A 17,019-nucleotide genomic window follows, 5' to 3' on the forward strand; every position below is an offset into this window, starting at 1 on the left:
GGTGTAATATGAATGTAAAGTTAGAAATTTTAAATGAGTTATTAAAGTATGATTATCAAAAGGAATATTTTAAATCATTGGAAAATAATTTTGATATAAAAGAAAGTGATAAAACTTTAGAACTCGTTAGATTGGTTTATAACTTATTTGTTCAAGAGTTTGATAATTATTCTGTGATCAGAGAATTTTTAGATAGTATAGAGTTTTGCGATTTTAATCGTAAAAACTCAATCCAATGGGCAAGTCTTTGTTATTTATATCAAATTAAATATGTTGTAAATGAAGATGTTAACATAAGAAAAGAAATTCTTTCTATTTTAATGAAAGATCTTAATGATAATAAAGTAATGGAAGAAAAGCGTTTTAATCGGGTAATAAATGGAAGCGAAATAGCTTCTAGAATCGAGACTAGGAACAAGGAGAAAAAATTGGGACTAGAATTTTATTATACTAACTCAATAGTATTAATAATTGATATGTTGAAAAAAAATATATATGAGTTCAAAGATAAAGAAGACTCTTTTTTATTACAAGATAATATTATTTATGAAATTAATGAGTTAAAAAATATTTTACCTAATTTAAAGGAAATTTTTTAAATTGTGAATATTAATCAATATGGGGTCTTTTTTCATAAATTTAAAACGATCAATTGATTGATCGTTTTTAAATCAAAATTGTTTGAGTATTGATGCGTAATTTAAAAATGAGATATCTTTATATTCAGTTTAAGTGATTAGCGGGCATTTGAATTATACTTGAAGCCAGCAGTAAACTCGGTAAAGAAACCTTTAACTTCGACCCTGCCAGTAACATCATAGATCGTTACAATGATGACAAAGCCCAACATCAAGATCAAAACCATGCACAACGAGCAGAAGAAAAGGTTATGGCTATAATCGCTTAGTCAATAACGTGGTCAAAGAATATTTAGACCAACAATACCAATATGATGCTTATGGACAATTGGTTCGACAAAAATCCAATCAAGGAGATTTAAACCTTGAATGGGATGTCTATGGTCGAATGATTAAAAGCCGTAACAGCCAATTCACCGCAGAGTATCGTTATGATGCCTTAGGTCGTCGTATCCAAAAGCATAGTAAACATCACCATACAGGTGATGAACACAACATCATCTATGGATGGGATGGTGATACATTGGCTTATGAGTCAACAGAACATGCCACCAAACACTACATTTACGAAAAAGACAGCTTTGTGCCGATGCTACAAGCCGTTTATCAAAGCTCAATAGAACTACACCAAACACTTGATTGGACAGATAAACCTTATAGTATTTATCGTGATCCTATATGGAAAACCATCAAAAAAAGTAAAGGCTTTGATGATGTATGGTTCTATCATTGTGACCACTTAGGTACGCCACAGGAAATGACAGACCACTCAGGGGCAATCATTTGGAAAGCACAATATAAGGCATGGGGTGAGCTCGTGTCAGCAAAGCAACGCTTTGCACGAGCGCAAGACGAGAGCTATGCTCGAAGTGGTAAGTCTGAAAAAGCTAAATCGAGTTTCTTCGAAAACAGTGAGATCATCTCAAACAACATTCGTTTCCAAGGTCAGTATTTTGATGAGGAAACAGGGCTTCACTATAACCGCTATCGTTATTACTCGCCTTATGTGGGACGGTTTGTAAGTAAAGATCCAATTGGGTTGTTGGGAGGTAATAATTCTTATCAATATGCATCGAGTTCAACGGGTTGGATTGATCCTCTTGGGTTAATGACTCAATGTGAAAAAAGTCAGAAAATTTATAATGAAAAATTAAAGGAGATTAAACATCTTATCGCTATTCATGATTATACTAATAGACCAAATGCTAAATTGAAAATAGCAGGTGGAGTTAGTGGTTCGATTGGTTATACAAAAGCTACTGGAATATTAGTTGGACCAGGTGCTGGAGATCATGTTGAAAAAGGAAAAGGATTACTTACTAGCTTTAAAAAGACTATGAAAAGTGTAGATAATGCATTCAGTCTGTGTGTGAAAGATAAAGCAAAATTACATATGTATGCTGATCCATATATTAAAAAGTTAGAAGAGGCTTTGGCAATGCCTGTAAGAATACAACCAACTGGAAAGCGAATATGAAATATCTTAATCATAATATAGAATTAATGAAAATTAAAAAACTAAATGAAGATGAGAAATTTGAATTTTGGGTACATCCAAAATATGTAATAGGTTTTAATAAAAAAGATTTATTACACTTCAACTCAGAACTGAATTATATTAATAATCACTATAATAATGAAGAGGTTGAGTCGCCTGATGTTGTAATTGTTGATTATTTAACCTCATGTTTAAAGGTTGATCAATATCAAAATGAGTCAAATAAGTATTTTATTAAATATACTGATATGTTGGATGCTCTATTTTTCTTGATTAAAGAATTATTATCATCAAAGGCTAGTTATCCATTTGCTTGGTGGGGGGAGTATTTAATTGACTCTGATAATTGTAATCGAGTTTTTGAAATTATATTTAATGAATTTATGCAATCTAAAAATAATCATGTTAAAAATCTATTAAGAATATTCTGTATTGAATTGCTATCTGATAAATCTAGAGATTTAAATGAAAAAAACAATTTAAATTTTAAAAAAATAGAAGATTTTCAAACGGAAAATACTTTTATGTATTAAATGGCTTAGTTTTACAAAGATTTAAAAGTTAATACTTCCCAAAGTAACTTAAATTTAAGAAAGAACTTGGGGTAGTGTAACAGCTTGTTCATATAAAGGTGTAATCATTTGGAAATAAATTTTAACTAAGTTTAAATAAAAGAAGCTTCATGATGAGTGAAGTTGAAATATTTACTAAGATGGACAATGTGGTTTCTGATTTAAATAAGCTAATTCAATCAGAAAACTTTCTCAATGGTATGTATACCGATTTAAAAAGTATTATTATTCATGATGCAGAGGATGCTATTACTTTTTCTACAGATCAAGATGTAGATTACTTTAAAGGAAAAGAGTATCAATATTGGACTCACATTATTGAAATGCAGGGAGATGGTGCTTATTTACATGATTTTGAATTAGAATTACCACAAGATATTTATGAAAAATATCAAGATAAGCGTTCACAATCATATGAAAAAATAAACAAAGTATTATTTGAAATTGCTGATAACAAAGAAATTGATGAAGATCTCCAAAATTGTTTAAGTGGCGAATTTTTCTATCTATTTAGGTATCTTGTTTTTGTAGATATTTTACCTGAATTTTAGGAAAATATACTAAATATATTGAAAGAAGGGGGTATGCCATGTGGATGGAAAGGCGATTTTCCTAAAGGTCAAATGATTGTTTATAATCACAAAAAATAAGCTGTATAAATACAGTCAAAGGATCTGAACTTCAAATCTTGTATATTTAGTTAACCATAAGATTGAGTCTGAATTGAACAGGGCTCAATCCTTTTAGTTTATATATTCCTCTAATTCAAAAGAGCACCTCTCAATTAAAAACTAATGTAGGGATTCAGTGAACCAACACTTTCTCTAAAGATTCAATACTCTGATAGTGCCCATTAATGTAAGCATCCGCTGAATCCCCACTACTAAAATTAATTACATACGCTTATTTTCGACCCACTTATTTTTTAATAGGTACACCGCAGGAAATGACTGACCATACAGGTTCGATCATTTGGAAAGCTGAATATAAAGGCATGGGGTGAGCTCGTGTCAGCAAAGCAACGCTTTGCACGAGCGCAAGACGAGAGCTATGCTTGAAGTGGTAAGTCTGAAAAAGCTAAATCTAATTTCTTTGATAACTCAAAAATTATAAGCGACAACATTCGTTTCCAAGGTGCATGAGCAAAGACAGAGCATTGCTCTGTCTGAAGCGCAAGGATCAAGAAACAGGATTACATTACAACCGCTACCGTTATTATTCGCCTTATGTAGGGAGGTTTGTAAGTAAAGATCCGATTAAAATTTTTGGAGGGCTTAACTTATATAACTACACATTGAATCCTATAAATTGGGTAGATAAATTAGGTTTAACACAGTCCTCAGGATGTACAGTTTATTCACGACCAGAGGTAATATCTAAAGTTTCTTCAATTGTTAAACTACATCAAGGAGCGATTAAGGAGATTGCTCCGGATGCTGGAGTAGGTATTCGTGGTAGTTTAGTAACAGGAGTTCGATCTAATGGGCAACCTTGGAGTCAGCAAGAATCGGATATTGATGGCTATGTTGCTTCAAAAGCATTATTTGGTGATGGTACTAATCGATATCCGAGAGAACTCAAACCAATTGAAAACTCAATAAATGGTGCCATAAAATTAGCATTACCTTGTCTAGGAAATAAAGAAAAAGTATTTTCTTTCAAAACCCAAAGACAAAACTTTCCAACAAATGCTGAACGATTTGGTGAAAAAATCGTTAAAATTTTTTAAATATAGGTTTAATATGTCTTTAGAAGGTCAATTAAAATATTTACAAAAAAATCAAAATTTATTTGTATATGTTTATGAATGGATTGATAATTTAAGTTATACAAGAAAATGTCAAGTTAATGTTTATGGTTCTAGTTTGAATATAATTAATGATAAGCTAATTGATGCTGGATGGAATGGTGATGGTGAAATATCTGAAATTTGGATTCCTCCATTTGTAATTGGTTCTATTTTAAACGAAGAATTAGAAGATGGTTATAATCTTATAAATAATTGGAAATGCGGCTATATACTTTGGCATGTAAAACAAAAAAGTGATGGATTATCTTTTATTGGTTCTCTTAAAAAATTGAATATTCCTGATTACGCTCTTTAATAGTCAGCATAAACGATTGCAATTATTGAGAAAGCTGAATATAAGGCATGGGATGAGTGTAGAGCTGAGAAAAACAAATCTAATTTCTTTGAGAACTCAGAAATCATCAGCAATAATATTCGTTTCCAAGGACAATATTTTGATGAAGAAACGAGACTTCACTATAACCTTTATCGTTATTACTCGTCTTATGTAGGAAGCTTTGTTAGTAAAATCCCGATTGGGTTGTTGGGTGGAATCAATATTTATCAGTATGCTCCTAATCCGATTGAGTGGATTGATCCTTATGGGTTAAGTGCTTGTCCAATAAAGGTAGATATAGTTCGATACAAAAAGGATAAAGTTACTCCTTTAGCTGGTAGTTATACAAGTGGCGTAAACAGGGCTTGGGCTTTAGAGAAGCAACTAGTTACATTGACAGGCTATGGTACAACTAATTGGACAGAAGCTCAAAAAACTGAATTAAAAACTACTGGTAAGGTTAAAGGTTATACAGGTCATCATATAAATAATGCTGCTTCTGCACCTGAATGGGAGGGAGATCCTAGAAATATTGTATTCTTAACTAACTCTCCAAATGGTGGGGAACACAAAAATGGTTTACAAGGACACAGAAACAGTCAAACTGAAACCACAGGCAAATGGACTAATCCAACAACTGGAAGACTAATTGATAGGGCGGAAATGATGAGGCAATACAATCTAGCAAAAGACAAAATGGATAAAAAAGGATGTAAATTATGAGTTTAGATAATTTAAAGAAATATGCTGAATTTGATAAAATTACAGAAGGAAAAAAAGTTAATATTGAATTACCATCTGATTTTTTAAGTTTTGTAAATGCTGTTGGTTCAGATAGTCTTATACTTGATTGGTCGGCTGAAAATATTACCTTATATGGTATTTATGATATTTATAATATGCAAGATGTGTATTCAAATGATCTGAGTTTATACGTTTTAGGGGATATTATAGCTAATCCAATTTTTTATAGTTCAACTACTGATTATAAAGTAAAAATTGCTAAACATGGGGTTGGGAAAATAGAATTAGAACCCTTAGCCAAAAATTTTGAGGAGTTTATAGCTATATTAGATTGTTATGTACAATTATTTTATATTACTTACAATAAAAAAATACTTAATGATGATTACGAAGTATTAAATGACTTTAAGGATAATTTGATTGAGGAATTATTAAACATTACTGATGAAAATTGTATAAATACATTTATTAAGTTTTTATAAGTAATTCATATTTATTTAAGTCAAATAATATTTTTTCCATTGACATGAGTAAAGCTCATGTCTGAAGTACAAATGTAAAGAAACGGCTTATATTACAACCGCTACCGTTATTACTCTACATTTTGTAGGGCGGTTTGTAAGTAAAGATCCAATTAGGCTTGATGGAGGCAATAACTTATATCAATATGCTCCTAATAGTATATTTTGGATTGATCCTTCAGGTCTACAGCGACAGCAACAAAAGCAAGAAGTATGTGAATTACCTGAAATGGTTGATGTTTATCACTATACTGACAAAAAAGGATACAATGCTATTTCTTCACAATCTCCTTATATTTTTAAATCTTCTGCACCAGATAAAGGTCATCCAAAAGGAGTTTATGTAACTACGATGTCACCTGAACAACTTTTGCATAAACCTGGTGGCTTTAAAAGCTATTTAGGTCTAACTAGTGATAAATCGGAATATTATTTTAAATTTAAGATAGAGAAATGTAAGCTGAAAAAAATTAAGGGTGGACGAAGTTCACATGTAAACTATATAGATCATGACTTAATAGTTCCACGTACTAGTGTTATTTCACATGGGAAAACTGATAAATAAGGGGGCATAATGCAGATTACAGGTTATGATTACGTAATTATATCTAATGTTTCACCAAATATTGCTGTTATTGAGTTTAATCATAGAATTAAATCAATGTGGAACAATGTTCAAACTCATTATATGGAAGAGTTAAATGATGAGAATTGTTTTATTACATATATCAAAAATAATGAAATGGAAGTTTTTTTTGATGAACATGCTTACTCAATAACAAGAGAAGGGGATGGTCCATTTTCACTGATTTCAAATAGTTATGAAAATATTTCTATGGACGTGAATACTAGAAAAATTTCTTTAGATACTGATGATTTAGAATTTGATAATGATGAATATAATTCTTACAAGATATTATTAAAGAATTCATTTCAGTATACATTAGTTTTACCTGAATCTTTAGAAAATGATTTTTGTCGCAGTATTTTTGAAGTTTTGGAAAGTATTTTAACTAAATAGACAGATTGGATACTTAATAGAAAAGGTAGTGATGATTACTATTAACATGCAAAAAACAAGCAAGCTGTCCACCAAAAGGAAAAACTGTTGCACCTTTCTTCAGATTAAAGAATACTGATTCTGATACAAAAGCAACAAAAGGTGGAGGTACTTTTGCTACTGGTGATTTAATGCCTATAGAGTTGAGGTTCTAATATGTATTTTGTTTATAGTGGGACAAATCCTTTTGAAAATTCTGATTTAACTTTGAAGTCAAGTATTGATGATTTTATTTATGAATCCATATTTGTTAATCATATTAATCTAAAAAAATATCCTTCTATTAAAAGAGAATTTTTTTTAGATAAAAATGATGATTATGAAACAATTGCATTTTTCAACAATGAAATAGATGTTATCTTAGAAAATTTAAATAATTATTTAAAAGAATTTAGTGAGGATAATCTTTTTGAAGAGAAAAAAACACTTAAAGATTTAATATTTATTATGCAAGACACAAAAAAAAATAATGAAAATTTGTATATTATTTATTAAAAATTAAAGGAAAAGACTTTGATGTTGAGGAGATAATCCTTTGGTAGATTCAGGTTTTAAATGAAGTTTCCTCACCAAATTAGTTCTGAATGGCTTTGTTGCACAAAGATTTAAAAGTTAATATTTACCCAAGTCACTCAAATTTAAGGCATAACTTGAGTATGAGGGCGACCTAATTCTGTGAATTTATTCAAGACTGCTACGCGTGCATGAATCTCATTCACCTGACTAGGGAAACTCCTTGATGTTAATTTATCGCCTAATAATTTGATGCAATACATCTTGGTTTCCACCAAACTTCGACGGTGATAACCAGACCGCTTTTCCAAAGGGATATTCCTAACCGTTTGACTGTTTTCAATAACACATTCCGCTCTATAGACCTCGCTTGCTGATCTTTCCATGGCTTTGCATTTTTTCTTGGAGGAATCACTGCATGTGCTTGTCGATCTAAAATGACTTTTCGGCAGTGTTTAGTGTCATAAGCACCATCGGTATAAACAGAGTCAATCTTTTCATCCAATGGAATTTGAGCAAGTAAATCTCCTCGTACTTGTGAATCACTGACATTGTTTGTAGTGAGCTGTACAGCACGTATTTGCAAGGTTTTAGCATCAATACCAATATGGAGTTTACGCCATTGTCGGCGATATTCAGGTCCATGTTTTTTGCGTTTCCATTCACCTTCACCTAGAAATTTTAAGCCAGTAGAATCTACGAGTAGATGTAGCCCATCGCTACTTTTTTGATAATCAATCACAATATCAATATATTTTTGTCTTCTACCAAGCGTGGTGTAGTCTGGCGCTATCCAGTCTAATCCGCAAAGTTTAATCAGACTTTGAACAAAGCCTGTAACCATCCGTAGAGAGAGCCGAAAGAGAGATTTGATCATTAAACAGCATTGAATAGCTATATCGGAGTAGATTTGATTTCGACCTTGTTTGCCTCGTGATTGTGCATACCATTGAGTCTTTAGTTCAAACCAAATTGATATATTTCCTCGATTGATCAGTGCTTTATTGTAAAAAGACCAATTCGTTGTCCGGTAGATTTTAGCTGTAGGTTTATTCATTTGAAAATTATAGTGTGGAATCAGCCTTTAGAGATAGGTTTGTGCAACAAAGCCGTTGGAACGTCAAAAAATCAAAAGAAAATAGAACAGGGGTTTGTATTAACACAGTCAGATCAGCTGTTGAGTCCACAATGAAAAAATATGAAGATGATATAAAGAGATTAGATCCCAATGCTTCTATTGGTTATAGAGGGAGTTTAGCTAGTGGCTATAAAAACTCGATTACTAAAGTAGGAGCACCATTTAATTCTAATGATTTTGATTTCGATGCATTTATAATAAGTGAGTATTTAGCAAATGATCCAACATATAAAAATAGAAGACGAGATGGTTCAGAAATAGCAGCAATAAAAACTATTGAAGATAAAATTGATAGTGAATTAAGATCAAAACCATGTTTAAAAGGGATAAGATCTGAAAGTTTTGGTTTTAGAATATTTAAAAACCATGAACTTGATGATTTAAGTCGAAAAGGCGATATACAAAAGAGACTATGAAATGAAGTATAGAAGATTAACATTTACATTAAATCCTAAATTTTATATCAAATAGAATGTAAGTTTATTTGACAAAGCATTTCAAATTAAGCTAGAAGAAACAGGTAAATTTGAAGAAAAATTAGGGTTTATTGCGCAAAATGAAATTTTTTCATTGGCATTAATGGATCGAGAGGATCGTGAATTTGGTGTATTAAATGATGAGGCAGATACCGTTGAATTCAAATTTATACAATACTTAAATGAAAATCAAAAAAATAATTTTGAGTTAAATACTTTAGAAACTTTCAAAAAATTTAATATAAATTGGGATAGCGGTATTTGGGTAACAGACGATAGTCAAGTTATTCGAATACATAATAGTGATCACTAAGCTATATTCTTTTTCAAGGTCAGTATTTTGATGAAGAAACAGGGCTCCATTATAACCGTTATCGTTATTATTCGCCTTATGTAGGGAGGTTTGTAAGTAAAGATCAGATTGGGTTGTTGGGTGGAAGCAATATTTATCAGTATGCTCCTAATCCGATTGAGTGGATTGATCCTTATGGTTTACAGGCAACTAAAAATACTTGTAAAGTATCCTTTGGACATAAAATTACAAGATATGTTTCTAAAGCGGAAGCTTTGGCAATTAAAGCAAATAATGGCTTAGTTCCTATTATTAGAAGTAATGGAAAACCAAGTGCTAAAGCTATTTGGGTTAATGATGGATCAGATTTTAATCCAGGAAAAGAAAAAACGAGAGTTGTTATTACTGTGACAGAGAAGGGGCGAGCTATTCTCAATAAAAATGTAGTAAATGATGAGATGTTATCCGGTGAAAGTACACATCCAGATGGTATTATGGTTAAAACAAATGAACCTGGTGCAAAAGGGATTGGAAGAAATGTCGTTCCTGAGTTTACTAAAGAAATAGAGAATATTTGTATTCAAACTAAAGATAGTGATGGAAAATGGAAATAAGCAACCTATTAAATAGTCATTGTTCTTTGTTTTTAAATTCAAGAAGTAATGACGAGTTTTTAATCGAAGATAGCTGGGTTATGAAAAAGGATTTTGATAATGACTTCAGTTTATTTTATGTGAATGAAAATGAAGAAATTGATTTGGTAGGAAACATAAAAGATTTTTTTTCGTTAAATTATATATCAAGTTTATATGATTTTTTAAATAAACAGGGGTATGAAGATAAAGAAATTGAATATGCAATAAATATTATTCAGTCTGTTGTTATTTCATTTTGTTTTAGAACAGAGTTACAATACTATGAAAATCAGTTTATAAAAACTTTTTTTTTATTTCAATTGATTTTTGGAAGCAAAGATAATTATCTGTATAATTTAAGTAACTTTTTCAAGTATATTTATGCTGATAAAGAGTTATGGTCAAATTTTAGTATTGATGAACGTGTGTTTTTAATTGTTGAATCTAAGAAATTGGATGTAATGAAAATTTTGGAAGCGATTTTAGGTAGAATGGAAAATAAAAAAATTTCAAAATTCTTGAATCAGTTATTTGTACATATTTTTAATGTAAATGAATTTGAAAATAAATTTGATAATTTTTATTCTATAAAGAGTGATAAATTTTATAAATATATAATTTGGGATTCTAAATATTTTAACTGTAAGGATTATTTAAGTGTTATTTTGGATTGTATTAAAATAAACCAAACCACTTTAAATATATTTGTTTCAAAAATGATATTGAATGGATTTGTACATTACTTCTTATCAAAAAAACATTATGATTTAAATGAAATTAATGAGTTTTTTATTCAAGAAAGTAATGATAATGAAATTTTAAGTAAGTTATATACAGTACTTTATAATTTAAATCAGGTTAAGTTGAGTTTTTTTGATTCAATTCCATACGTTGAAAAAAATATTGATCAATTTTATAAGTATGAAATTGTATATGGATTATGTTATAGAGATAATAATTTTATTATTAATGAATATGTAGGATGAAAATTTTTAATTAAGGTTATTCAGTTTTTCACTTTTAAGTTCAATTATTTTGAGGGGGTTATCATATTAGATATTAATTTTAATATGTATCGTTAAAGAAGTACGAAGCCAAAGCTATGCTTTGGCTTTAATTCAAAAAATGATGGAATTATCAAACGATTCAGTCAATCTTCATTTAATCAATGTTAGTACAAGTATGAATGCAAAATTGAAAAGGTGTAAAAAATGAGTAAATTTATTATGGATGAAAATTTTGAAATTTTTTATCTTGACGAAGGTTTTGGTCCTCCAATTTATTCAGAAGTTGTTTCAGATGACATCATCAATAAATATAAAGGGAAACTACCAAACCAACTCTTGGAGTATTGGAAAGCGTTTGGTTTTTCAGGTTGGGGGAATGGATTATTTTGGCTAGTGAATCCAGAAGAGTATCAAGATACGTTGGATGTGTGGTTAGAAAATATCGAAATCCAACCACATGAGGAATATTTTGTCATTGCTCGAAGTGCGTTTGGGGATTTAGAAATTTGGGGAACAATTCATGGTAATTGTTATACAATATCTCCTATTATGAATCAAATATTTCCAAATATACAAGATATAGAGACTGGTGAAGAAGACTTACTAATAAGAATATTTATATCTTCTAAAGAAAAAAAGCTTTTAGATATTAAAGATTATAGAAACAAACCTTTATTTGAACGTGTTGTAAAAAAATATGGAGTACTTACGAAAAATGAAATGTTTGGATTTGAACCTGCTCTTGTTTTAGGAGGTGAAGCCAAGCTGGAAAATGTACGTAAGTTACCTATCATTTCGCATTTACAATTTTTAGCCTCACTTGATACTCCACGTATGATGTTGGATATTGGTAAGTATGTAGATGAACAAGGTTTAGACTAAGAAAGCTTGAATGAATTGCACCCTGAAAATTGGATACTATTGGTCTAACTTGAAGGGTGTATTTCTAGGGTAAATATTTCCAAGTATTTAAACTTAAAATTGTTTACCAATTTTATCTAGCACTGATGGAGTTAAGCAAGTAGCTAAATTTTAATATAAGAATACCAATATGTACTTGATAAAATGAGATAAAAAATGAGTGAATTTATAATGGAAGATGATTTTGATTATTTTTATAATGATGAAGGTTTTGGTCCACCAATAGAGGCATTACAAGTAGATGAAGATACATTAAAAAAGTATGAGAATAAGTTACCTAAAAGGTTATTGTATTATTGGAAAGAGTATGGTTTCTCTGGCTGGGGCAATGGTTTATTTTGGTTGGTAAACCCTGCTGATTATGATGATTTATTACATAAATTTTTAGAAAAGACTAATTTTTTAGATAAAGATGAATTGTTTGTAATTGCAAGAACTGCATTTGGAGAACTTTTTGTTTGGTCAAAAAACTCAGGGGAGTCTGTGACAATTAATCCAACTATACACAAAATATTTCCAAGAATTTTAGAAGATGATTCATATGAACCTGATTTTGAAATAGATATTTTTTTCTCTTCGAAAAATAAAGAAAGATTAGACTTGAGAGATGAAAAAAATAAGTTGCTATTTGAACGTGCGCAAAAGAAACTAGGACCATTAAATAGATTTGAAATATATGGCTTTGTTCCTGCTTTAGTTTTTGGGGGGAGTATGGAACTTGAAAATCTAAAAAAAGTTCCAGTATTAGCGCATTTAAATATGCTTGCTGAACTTGCTGATACAGAGATTTATACACTTTAATATTTATGAATGAATTCAATTATATTAGATATTAATTTTAATATGTATCGTTAAAGAAGTACGAAGCCAAAGCTATGCTTTGGCTTTAATTCAAAAAATGATGGAATTATCAAACGATTCAGTCAATCTTCATTTAATCAATGTTAGTACAAGTATGAATGCAAAATTGGAAAGGTGTAAAAAATGAGTGAATTTATAATAGATGAAGATTTTGACTATTTTTATAATGATAAAGGTTTTGGTCCACCTGTATTTTCAGAACCTGTTTCAGATAGCATTATTAATAAATATAAAGGAAAACTACCAACCCAACTCTTAGAGTATTGGAGAGCATTTGGTTTTTCAGGTTGGGGAAATGGTTTATTTTGGTTGGTTAATCCTGATGAATATCAAGATGTACTGGATGCATTGTTAGAAAATATCGAAACCCAACCACATGAGGAATATTTTGTCATTGCTCGAAGTGCATTTGGAGATTTAGAGGTATGGGGAACTCTACATGGAAGATGTCTTACAATTTCCTCCATAATGAATCAAATATTTCCAAATATGGAAGAAATGAAAAAAAATGAAGAGGATTTTTTGGTTCAAATGTTTTTTGCTACACAAAATAAAAAATATTTGGATTTAAAAGATTATAGAAACAAACCTTTATTTGAACGTGCTGTAAAAAAATATGGAATACTTACGAAAAATGAAATGTTTGGATTTGAACCTGCTCTTGTTTTAGGCGGTGAAGCCAAGCTGGAAAATGTACGTAAGTTACCGATTATCTCGCATTTACAATTTTTAGCCACACTCGATACTCCACGTATGATGTTGGATATTGGTAAGTATGTAGATGAACAAGGTTTAGACTAAGAAAGCTTGAATGAATTGCACCCTGAAAATTGGATACTATTGGTCTAATTAGAGGGGTATATTTTTAGGGAAAATATTGCCAACTTATAAAATGCCTAAATATTATAGGCACATCTCTGTAACTTTATAGGCAACAGTGAGTTTGCCTTTTTTTATTTTATAAGTAGTAATTTCGATACTGCCAATTTCTGATAAAGATTGAACATGTGTCCCACCACAAGGAAATTTAGGCAGATCGCCAAAACCAACCTCACGATAACCTTGGTCATTTTGTTGCATCATACGGGGCAAATCACGGCGAATGTAATGCTGACATATCGCTTGAAGATGGATTTGATCGATATCTTGAGCGTTTTCTGACTGCGTAAATTGCACTTTTGCATCTTCAGGCCAATGCTGTGCCTTTACAGGATGCCACCCAAAGCTTTGCATGATATGCCCGATCAAATGACCTGCGGAGTGGAGGCGACTATAAAAATGTCTTTGTTTCTGGGCAACTTGGGCAAAAGCCAGACCCAGAGCAATTTCACCCTGACAATAATGAATAATGTCACCATCCTGTTGTACAACATGCACGACATTCACATCGTTGATTGTACCTAAGTCACTCGGTTGTCCACCGCCTTGAGGATGAAACGGTGTTTGTTCTAGCCGAACTGCAAATAAACCATCTTGATTTAATTCGCAGGATAAAACCTGAACGTCTGCACTGGTCTGGTCAGATAAATATAAAGCCTGAGTCATATTAACTTCTTCGCAAATTTCTAAGAAAGAATTATATGAAGTAATCCTATTGATGATAATCTAGTAAAAAATGAATTTACTTTTTCCTCATGAGCACAAATCAAAGCATTGCATTACTTCAGGAAATGGCTATTTTCGTCAAGGTTGTGGAGACAGGAAGTTTTTCAGAAACAGCACGACAACTGGGCAATACACCTTCTGCGATCAGTAAGGCCATTACTCGACTTGAACAGGCACTAGAAACCAGACTGTTGCAAAGAACTACACGAAAATTACGTTTGAGCGAAAGTGGTCAGCAAATTTATGGATATTGTCTTGAAATGCTCAATGCTGCTCAGGCAGTGATCGACAACACAGGAAAATTAAACAGTGAACCCAGTGGTACAGTAAGAATCAGCGTACCCAAAGCTGTGGGACACTATATGATTCATCCACATCTTGCTGAATTTTTAGAACGATACCCCAAAGTCGATATTCAACTGTTATTGGAAGATCGCATTGTTGATTTTATTGATGATGAGATTGATTTGGCGATACGGATTACCAATGAGCCAGCATTGGGATTAAAGGGAAGAAAATTAATTCAGATTGATCATGTACTGGTCGCAACTCCAGAGTATCTCAAACGTTATGGCATTCCACGAAAGCCTCAGGATTTAGTGGATCATCAATGTATCTATTTGGGTGAGCAAGCCAGCGACTCAAAGTGGAAGTTTCAAAAAGGCAATAAAACCACCAGTGTTGTTGTTAAAGGACGATATTCTGCAAATCATACTGGTATACGCTTAGATGCAGCATTAAATCATATGGGGATTGCAAGTTTACCTTACTTCGTTGCCCGTCAGGCTTTGGCAAACCATACTTTGTTGCAAGTTCTGCCAGAATGGTATTTTAAAACCTATTACAGTGGTGCTGCGTGGTTACTCTATCCACCGACACGCTATTTAGCGCCTAAAATAGAAGTATTTATTCAATTTCTCGCCCAAAAATTAAAATCCGAACCGACACTGAAACATGATGATTCCCATATTTAAAGGATGCTATGATTCTAAGATGTTGGTGGTATTTTAAGAAAAACTGATGCTAAAATCATTTAGCATCAGTGTGTTGAGTGTATATGTGCTGATTTAACCCAAACGCATTTTATAAATATTTTAAAATGGGGATGTGTTTGTTTTGATGTTTAAACTTGGAAAATTTGAGCATCAATGGATAGAGCAAAATACTCAATAGTATGGAGATTAACCATAAGGTAGAGACCTGATCTACACCATAGTATTGACCTTGTGTCGTACCGAAAATTTGCACTGCAACCAGATACAACGCTTTTAAAAGATATAAATGAACAATGTAGAAAAACATTGGAACTGAACCAAAAATAATTAACGGTTTAACCCATTTTTGTGTTTCAACTTTTTGTAAAAGTACCAAAAGAATAAGCCCCATACCTGCATTCCAAAGAATAAACAGTAACGAAGGTGGGTATTTGGTGAGGTTCATAAAGCTCATCCATGTTTCTGAGAATGTTGGCATAACTTGCCATGCTTGATCACCATAGAGATTGATGATTCTCAGTATGAAAAATAGTGCAATGCTGGATAAACCAAAGCGGAGCAAGATCTGATTTCTTTTTGCCGTATCATTGGACGGGGCAAAAACCTGATGACCAATACAATATCCCAGTGTAATCACACCAATCCAAGGCAAAACAGGATAAGAGGTTCTTAAACGAACAATGTCTCCAATTTCGATCCATCCACGGTCATGTAAGATGAGCCAAAGTTGGTGTAAAACTGGGATATTTTCAAAGGAGATTTGATCAAGTAGGTTATGACCAAAAATAATCATCAAGCTGATACACCATAGCAGTTTTTGCGGTAATCCAATCAGTGCTGCCAAAGCAAGCATACTTATGCCAATTGCCCAAATCACCTGTAGATAAATGACATCGGGTGGAAATTTCCCAGTCCATGCAAAGTTGATTATTAGCAGTTCCAGAAAAACTAAAAAAAGCCCACGTTTGATTAAAAATTCACGGGTCATCTGAAGGCTATTATTTTTTGCTTGATAAAGATATGCCGATAAACCCGTCAAAATGACAAAGACAGGCGCACATAAATGAGCCAAAATTCTGCTGAAGAATAAGGGTTCTTCTGTTGCTGAAATAATCATCGGATCTGGAACTTGATGATGCAGATAAAAGGTTTCTCTGACATGATCAACCATCATGATTAAGATAACTAAACCTCTTAATGCATCAATGGCTTGTAAGCGCTGGGAAGGGGACGTAGACATAAAGAAAAGATAAAATATAGTGTTATGATATACTGTAACATTAATTTTTCTGCTTTTAAAATTAAAAAATGATCAGTAAAGTTGATGTTTTTAAAATTCAAAATATTGCTGGTTCTAAGCGAAATAATTTTTTTATATAAATGATCAATACTATTCGCTTTTATGGATATTCATAGA

The 17,019-nt window shown here is 31.6% G+C and carries 16 protein-coding genes and 6 pseudogenes; 19 read left to right on the forward strand and 3 right to left on the reverse strand.

Annotated elements, in window-relative coordinates:
* Nucleotides 1–8 precede the first annotated feature (8 nt).
* The 11 genes and pseudogenes from ACINWC743_RS20120 (at nucleotide 9) to ACINWC743_RS20170 (ending at nucleotide 7,654) form a co-directional block, all read left to right on the forward strand.
* Nucleotides 9–599: a hypothetical protein gene (locus ACINWC743_RS20120; RefSeq protein ID WP_009586698.1), complete on the forward strand. Its 591-nt coding sequence runs from the start codon at nucleotides 9–11 to the stop codon at nucleotides 597–599.
* A gap of 155 nt (nucleotides 600–754) precedes the next feature.
* Nucleotides 755–2,115: pseudogene (locus ACINWC743_RS24975) on the forward strand (RHS repeat domain-containing protein); the annotation flags it as partial.
* Nucleotides 2,112–2,669: a hypothetical protein gene (locus ACINWC743_RS20130; protein WP_009586769.1), complete on the forward strand. Its 558-nt coding sequence runs from the start codon at nucleotides 2,112–2,114 to the stop codon at nucleotides 2,667–2,669. The pseudogene ACINWC743_RS24975 and the gene ACINWC743_RS20130, both read left to right, overlap by 4 nt.
* Nucleotides 2,670–2,818: 149 nt before the next feature.
* On the forward strand, nucleotides 2,819–3,259 hold the full coding sequence (locus tag ACINWC743_RS20135; RefSeq protein ID WP_009586710.1) for a hypothetical protein: 441 nt from the start codon (nucleotides 2,819–2,821) through the stop codon (nucleotides 3,257–3,259).
* Between the two features lie 377 nt (nucleotides 3,260–3,636).
* Nucleotides 3,637–4,050, forward strand: a pseudogene (locus ACINWC743_RS24980) (RHS repeat domain-containing protein); the annotation flags it as partial.
* Nucleotides 4,051–4,450: 400 nt separating this feature from the next.
* Nucleotides 4,451–4,813: a hypothetical protein gene (locus ACINWC743_RS20145; protein ID WP_009586779.1), complete on the forward strand. Its 363-nt coding sequence runs from the start codon at nucleotides 4,451–4,453 to the stop codon at nucleotides 4,811–4,813.
* 12 nt (nucleotides 4,814–4,825) lie between these two features.
* A pseudogene (locus ACINWC743_RS24985) lies at nucleotides 4,826–5,557 on the forward strand (RHS repeat-associated core domain-containing protein); the annotation flags it as partial.
* The gene (locus ACINWC743_RS20155; protein WP_009586750.1) at nucleotides 5,554–6,060 is read left to right on the forward strand and encodes a hypothetical protein; all 507 of its coding nucleotides are present in this window, start codon (nucleotides 5,554–5,556) and stop codon (nucleotides 6,058–6,060) included. The pseudogene ACINWC743_RS24985 and the gene ACINWC743_RS20155, both read left to right, overlap by 4 nt.
* A gap of 84 nt (nucleotides 6,061–6,144) precedes the next feature.
* A pseudogene (locus ACINWC743_RS25335) lies at nucleotides 6,145–6,664 on the forward strand (RHS repeat-associated core domain-containing protein); the annotation flags it as partial.
* A gap of 9 nt (nucleotides 6,665–6,673) precedes the next feature.
* A complete protein-coding gene (locus ACINWC743_RS20165) occupies nucleotides 6,674–7,120 on the forward strand; it encodes a hypothetical protein (RefSeq protein WP_005033246.1) in 447 nt (148 codons plus the stop codon).
* A gap of 195 nt (nucleotides 7,121–7,315) precedes the next feature.
* Nucleotides 7,316–7,654 (forward strand): hypothetical protein, encoded by a 339-nt coding sequence (locus ACINWC743_RS20170; RefSeq protein WP_009586789.1) that lies wholly within the window; start codon nucleotides 7,316–7,318, stop codon nucleotides 7,652–7,654.
* Nucleotides 7,655–7,797: 143 nt separating this feature from the next.
* Here the strand turns inward: ACINWC743_RS20170 and ACINWC743_RS20175 are convergent.
* Nucleotides 7,798–8,729: pseudogene (locus tag ACINWC743_RS20175) on the reverse strand (IS5 family transposase).
* 41 nt (nucleotides 8,730–8,770) lie between these two features.
* Here ACINWC743_RS20175 and ACINWC743_RS20180 point away from each other — a divergent pair.
* The 7 genes and pseudogenes from ACINWC743_RS20180 (at nucleotide 8,771) to ACINWC743_RS20215 (ending at nucleotide 13,803) form a co-directional block, all read left to right on the forward strand.
* Nucleotides 8,771–9,226, forward strand: coding sequence for a hypothetical protein (locus ACINWC743_RS20180; RefSeq protein WP_151776228.1), 456 nt, complete (start codon nucleotides 8,771–8,773; stop codon nucleotides 9,224–9,226).
* A gap of 154 nt (nucleotides 9,227–9,380) precedes the next feature.
* Complete coding sequence (locus tag ACINWC743_RS20185) at nucleotides 9,381–9,599, forward strand: hypothetical protein (protein ID WP_151776227.1); 219 nt, start codon at nucleotides 9,381–9,383, stop codon at nucleotides 9,597–9,599.
* A 5-nt stretch (nucleotides 9,600–9,604) separates the two neighbouring features.
* Nucleotides 9,605–9,782: pseudogene (locus tag ACINWC743_RS25340) on the forward strand (RHS repeat-associated core domain-containing protein); the annotation flags it as partial.
* Nucleotides 9,783–10,182: 400 nt separating this feature from the next.
* Entirely contained in the window at nucleotides 10,183–11,199 is a 1,017-nt protein-coding gene (locus ACINWC743_RS20200; RefSeq protein WP_009586782.1) for a hypothetical protein, read from the forward strand.
* A gap of 225 nt (nucleotides 11,200–11,424) precedes the next feature.
* Nucleotides 11,425–12,102, forward strand: coding sequence for a GAD-like domain-containing protein (locus ACINWC743_RS20205; RefSeq protein WP_035301498.1), 678 nt, complete (start codon nucleotides 11,425–11,427; stop codon nucleotides 12,100–12,102).
* Nucleotides 12,103–12,297: 195 nt separating this feature from the next.
* Nucleotides 12,298–12,942 carry a GAD-like domain-containing protein gene (locus ACINWC743_RS20210; protein WP_035301499.1) on the forward strand — a complete coding sequence of 215 codons (645 nt, stop codon included), beginning with the start codon at nucleotides 12,298–12,300 and terminating at the stop codon, nucleotides 12,940–12,942.
* A gap of 183 nt (nucleotides 12,943–13,125) precedes the next feature.
* Nucleotides 13,126–13,803 carry a GAD-like domain-containing protein gene (locus ACINWC743_RS20215; RefSeq protein WP_009586798.1) on the forward strand — a complete coding sequence of 226 codons (678 nt, stop codon included), beginning with the start codon at nucleotides 13,126–13,128 and terminating at the stop codon, nucleotides 13,801–13,803.
* 102 nt (nucleotides 13,804–13,905) lie between these two features.
* On the opposite strand, the gene ACINWC743_RS20220 is transcribed toward ACINWC743_RS20215, so the two are convergent.
* A complete protein-coding gene (locus tag ACINWC743_RS20220) occupies nucleotides 13,906–14,547 on the reverse strand; it encodes a hypothetical protein (protein WP_009586776.1) in 642 nt (213 codons plus the stop codon).
* 89 nt (nucleotides 14,548–14,636) lie between these two features.
* Between ACINWC743_RS20220 and ACINWC743_RS20225 the strand changes: the two genes are divergently transcribed.
* On the forward strand, nucleotides 14,637–15,581 hold the full coding sequence (locus ACINWC743_RS20225; protein WP_009586714.1) for a LysR family transcriptional regulator: 945 nt from the start codon (nucleotides 14,637–14,639) through the stop codon (nucleotides 15,579–15,581).
* Nucleotides 15,582–15,690: 109 nt separating this feature from the next.
* Here ACINWC743_RS20225 and ACINWC743_RS20230 read toward each other — a convergent pair whose 3' ends face one another.
* Nucleotides 15,691–16,842, reverse strand: a complete 1,152-nt coding sequence (locus ACINWC743_RS20230) for a DUF1624 domain-containing protein (protein ID WP_009586703.1) — start codon at nucleotides 16,840–16,842, stop codon at nucleotides 15,691–15,693.
* Nucleotides 16,843–17,019 lie beyond the last annotated feature (177 nt).

The sequence above is a fragment of the Acinetobacter sp. WC-743 genome (assembly GCF_000335555.1).
In the GTDB taxonomy this organism is placed as follows: domain Bacteria; phylum Pseudomonadota; class Gammaproteobacteria; order Pseudomonadales; family Moraxellaceae; genus Acinetobacter; species Acinetobacter bereziniae.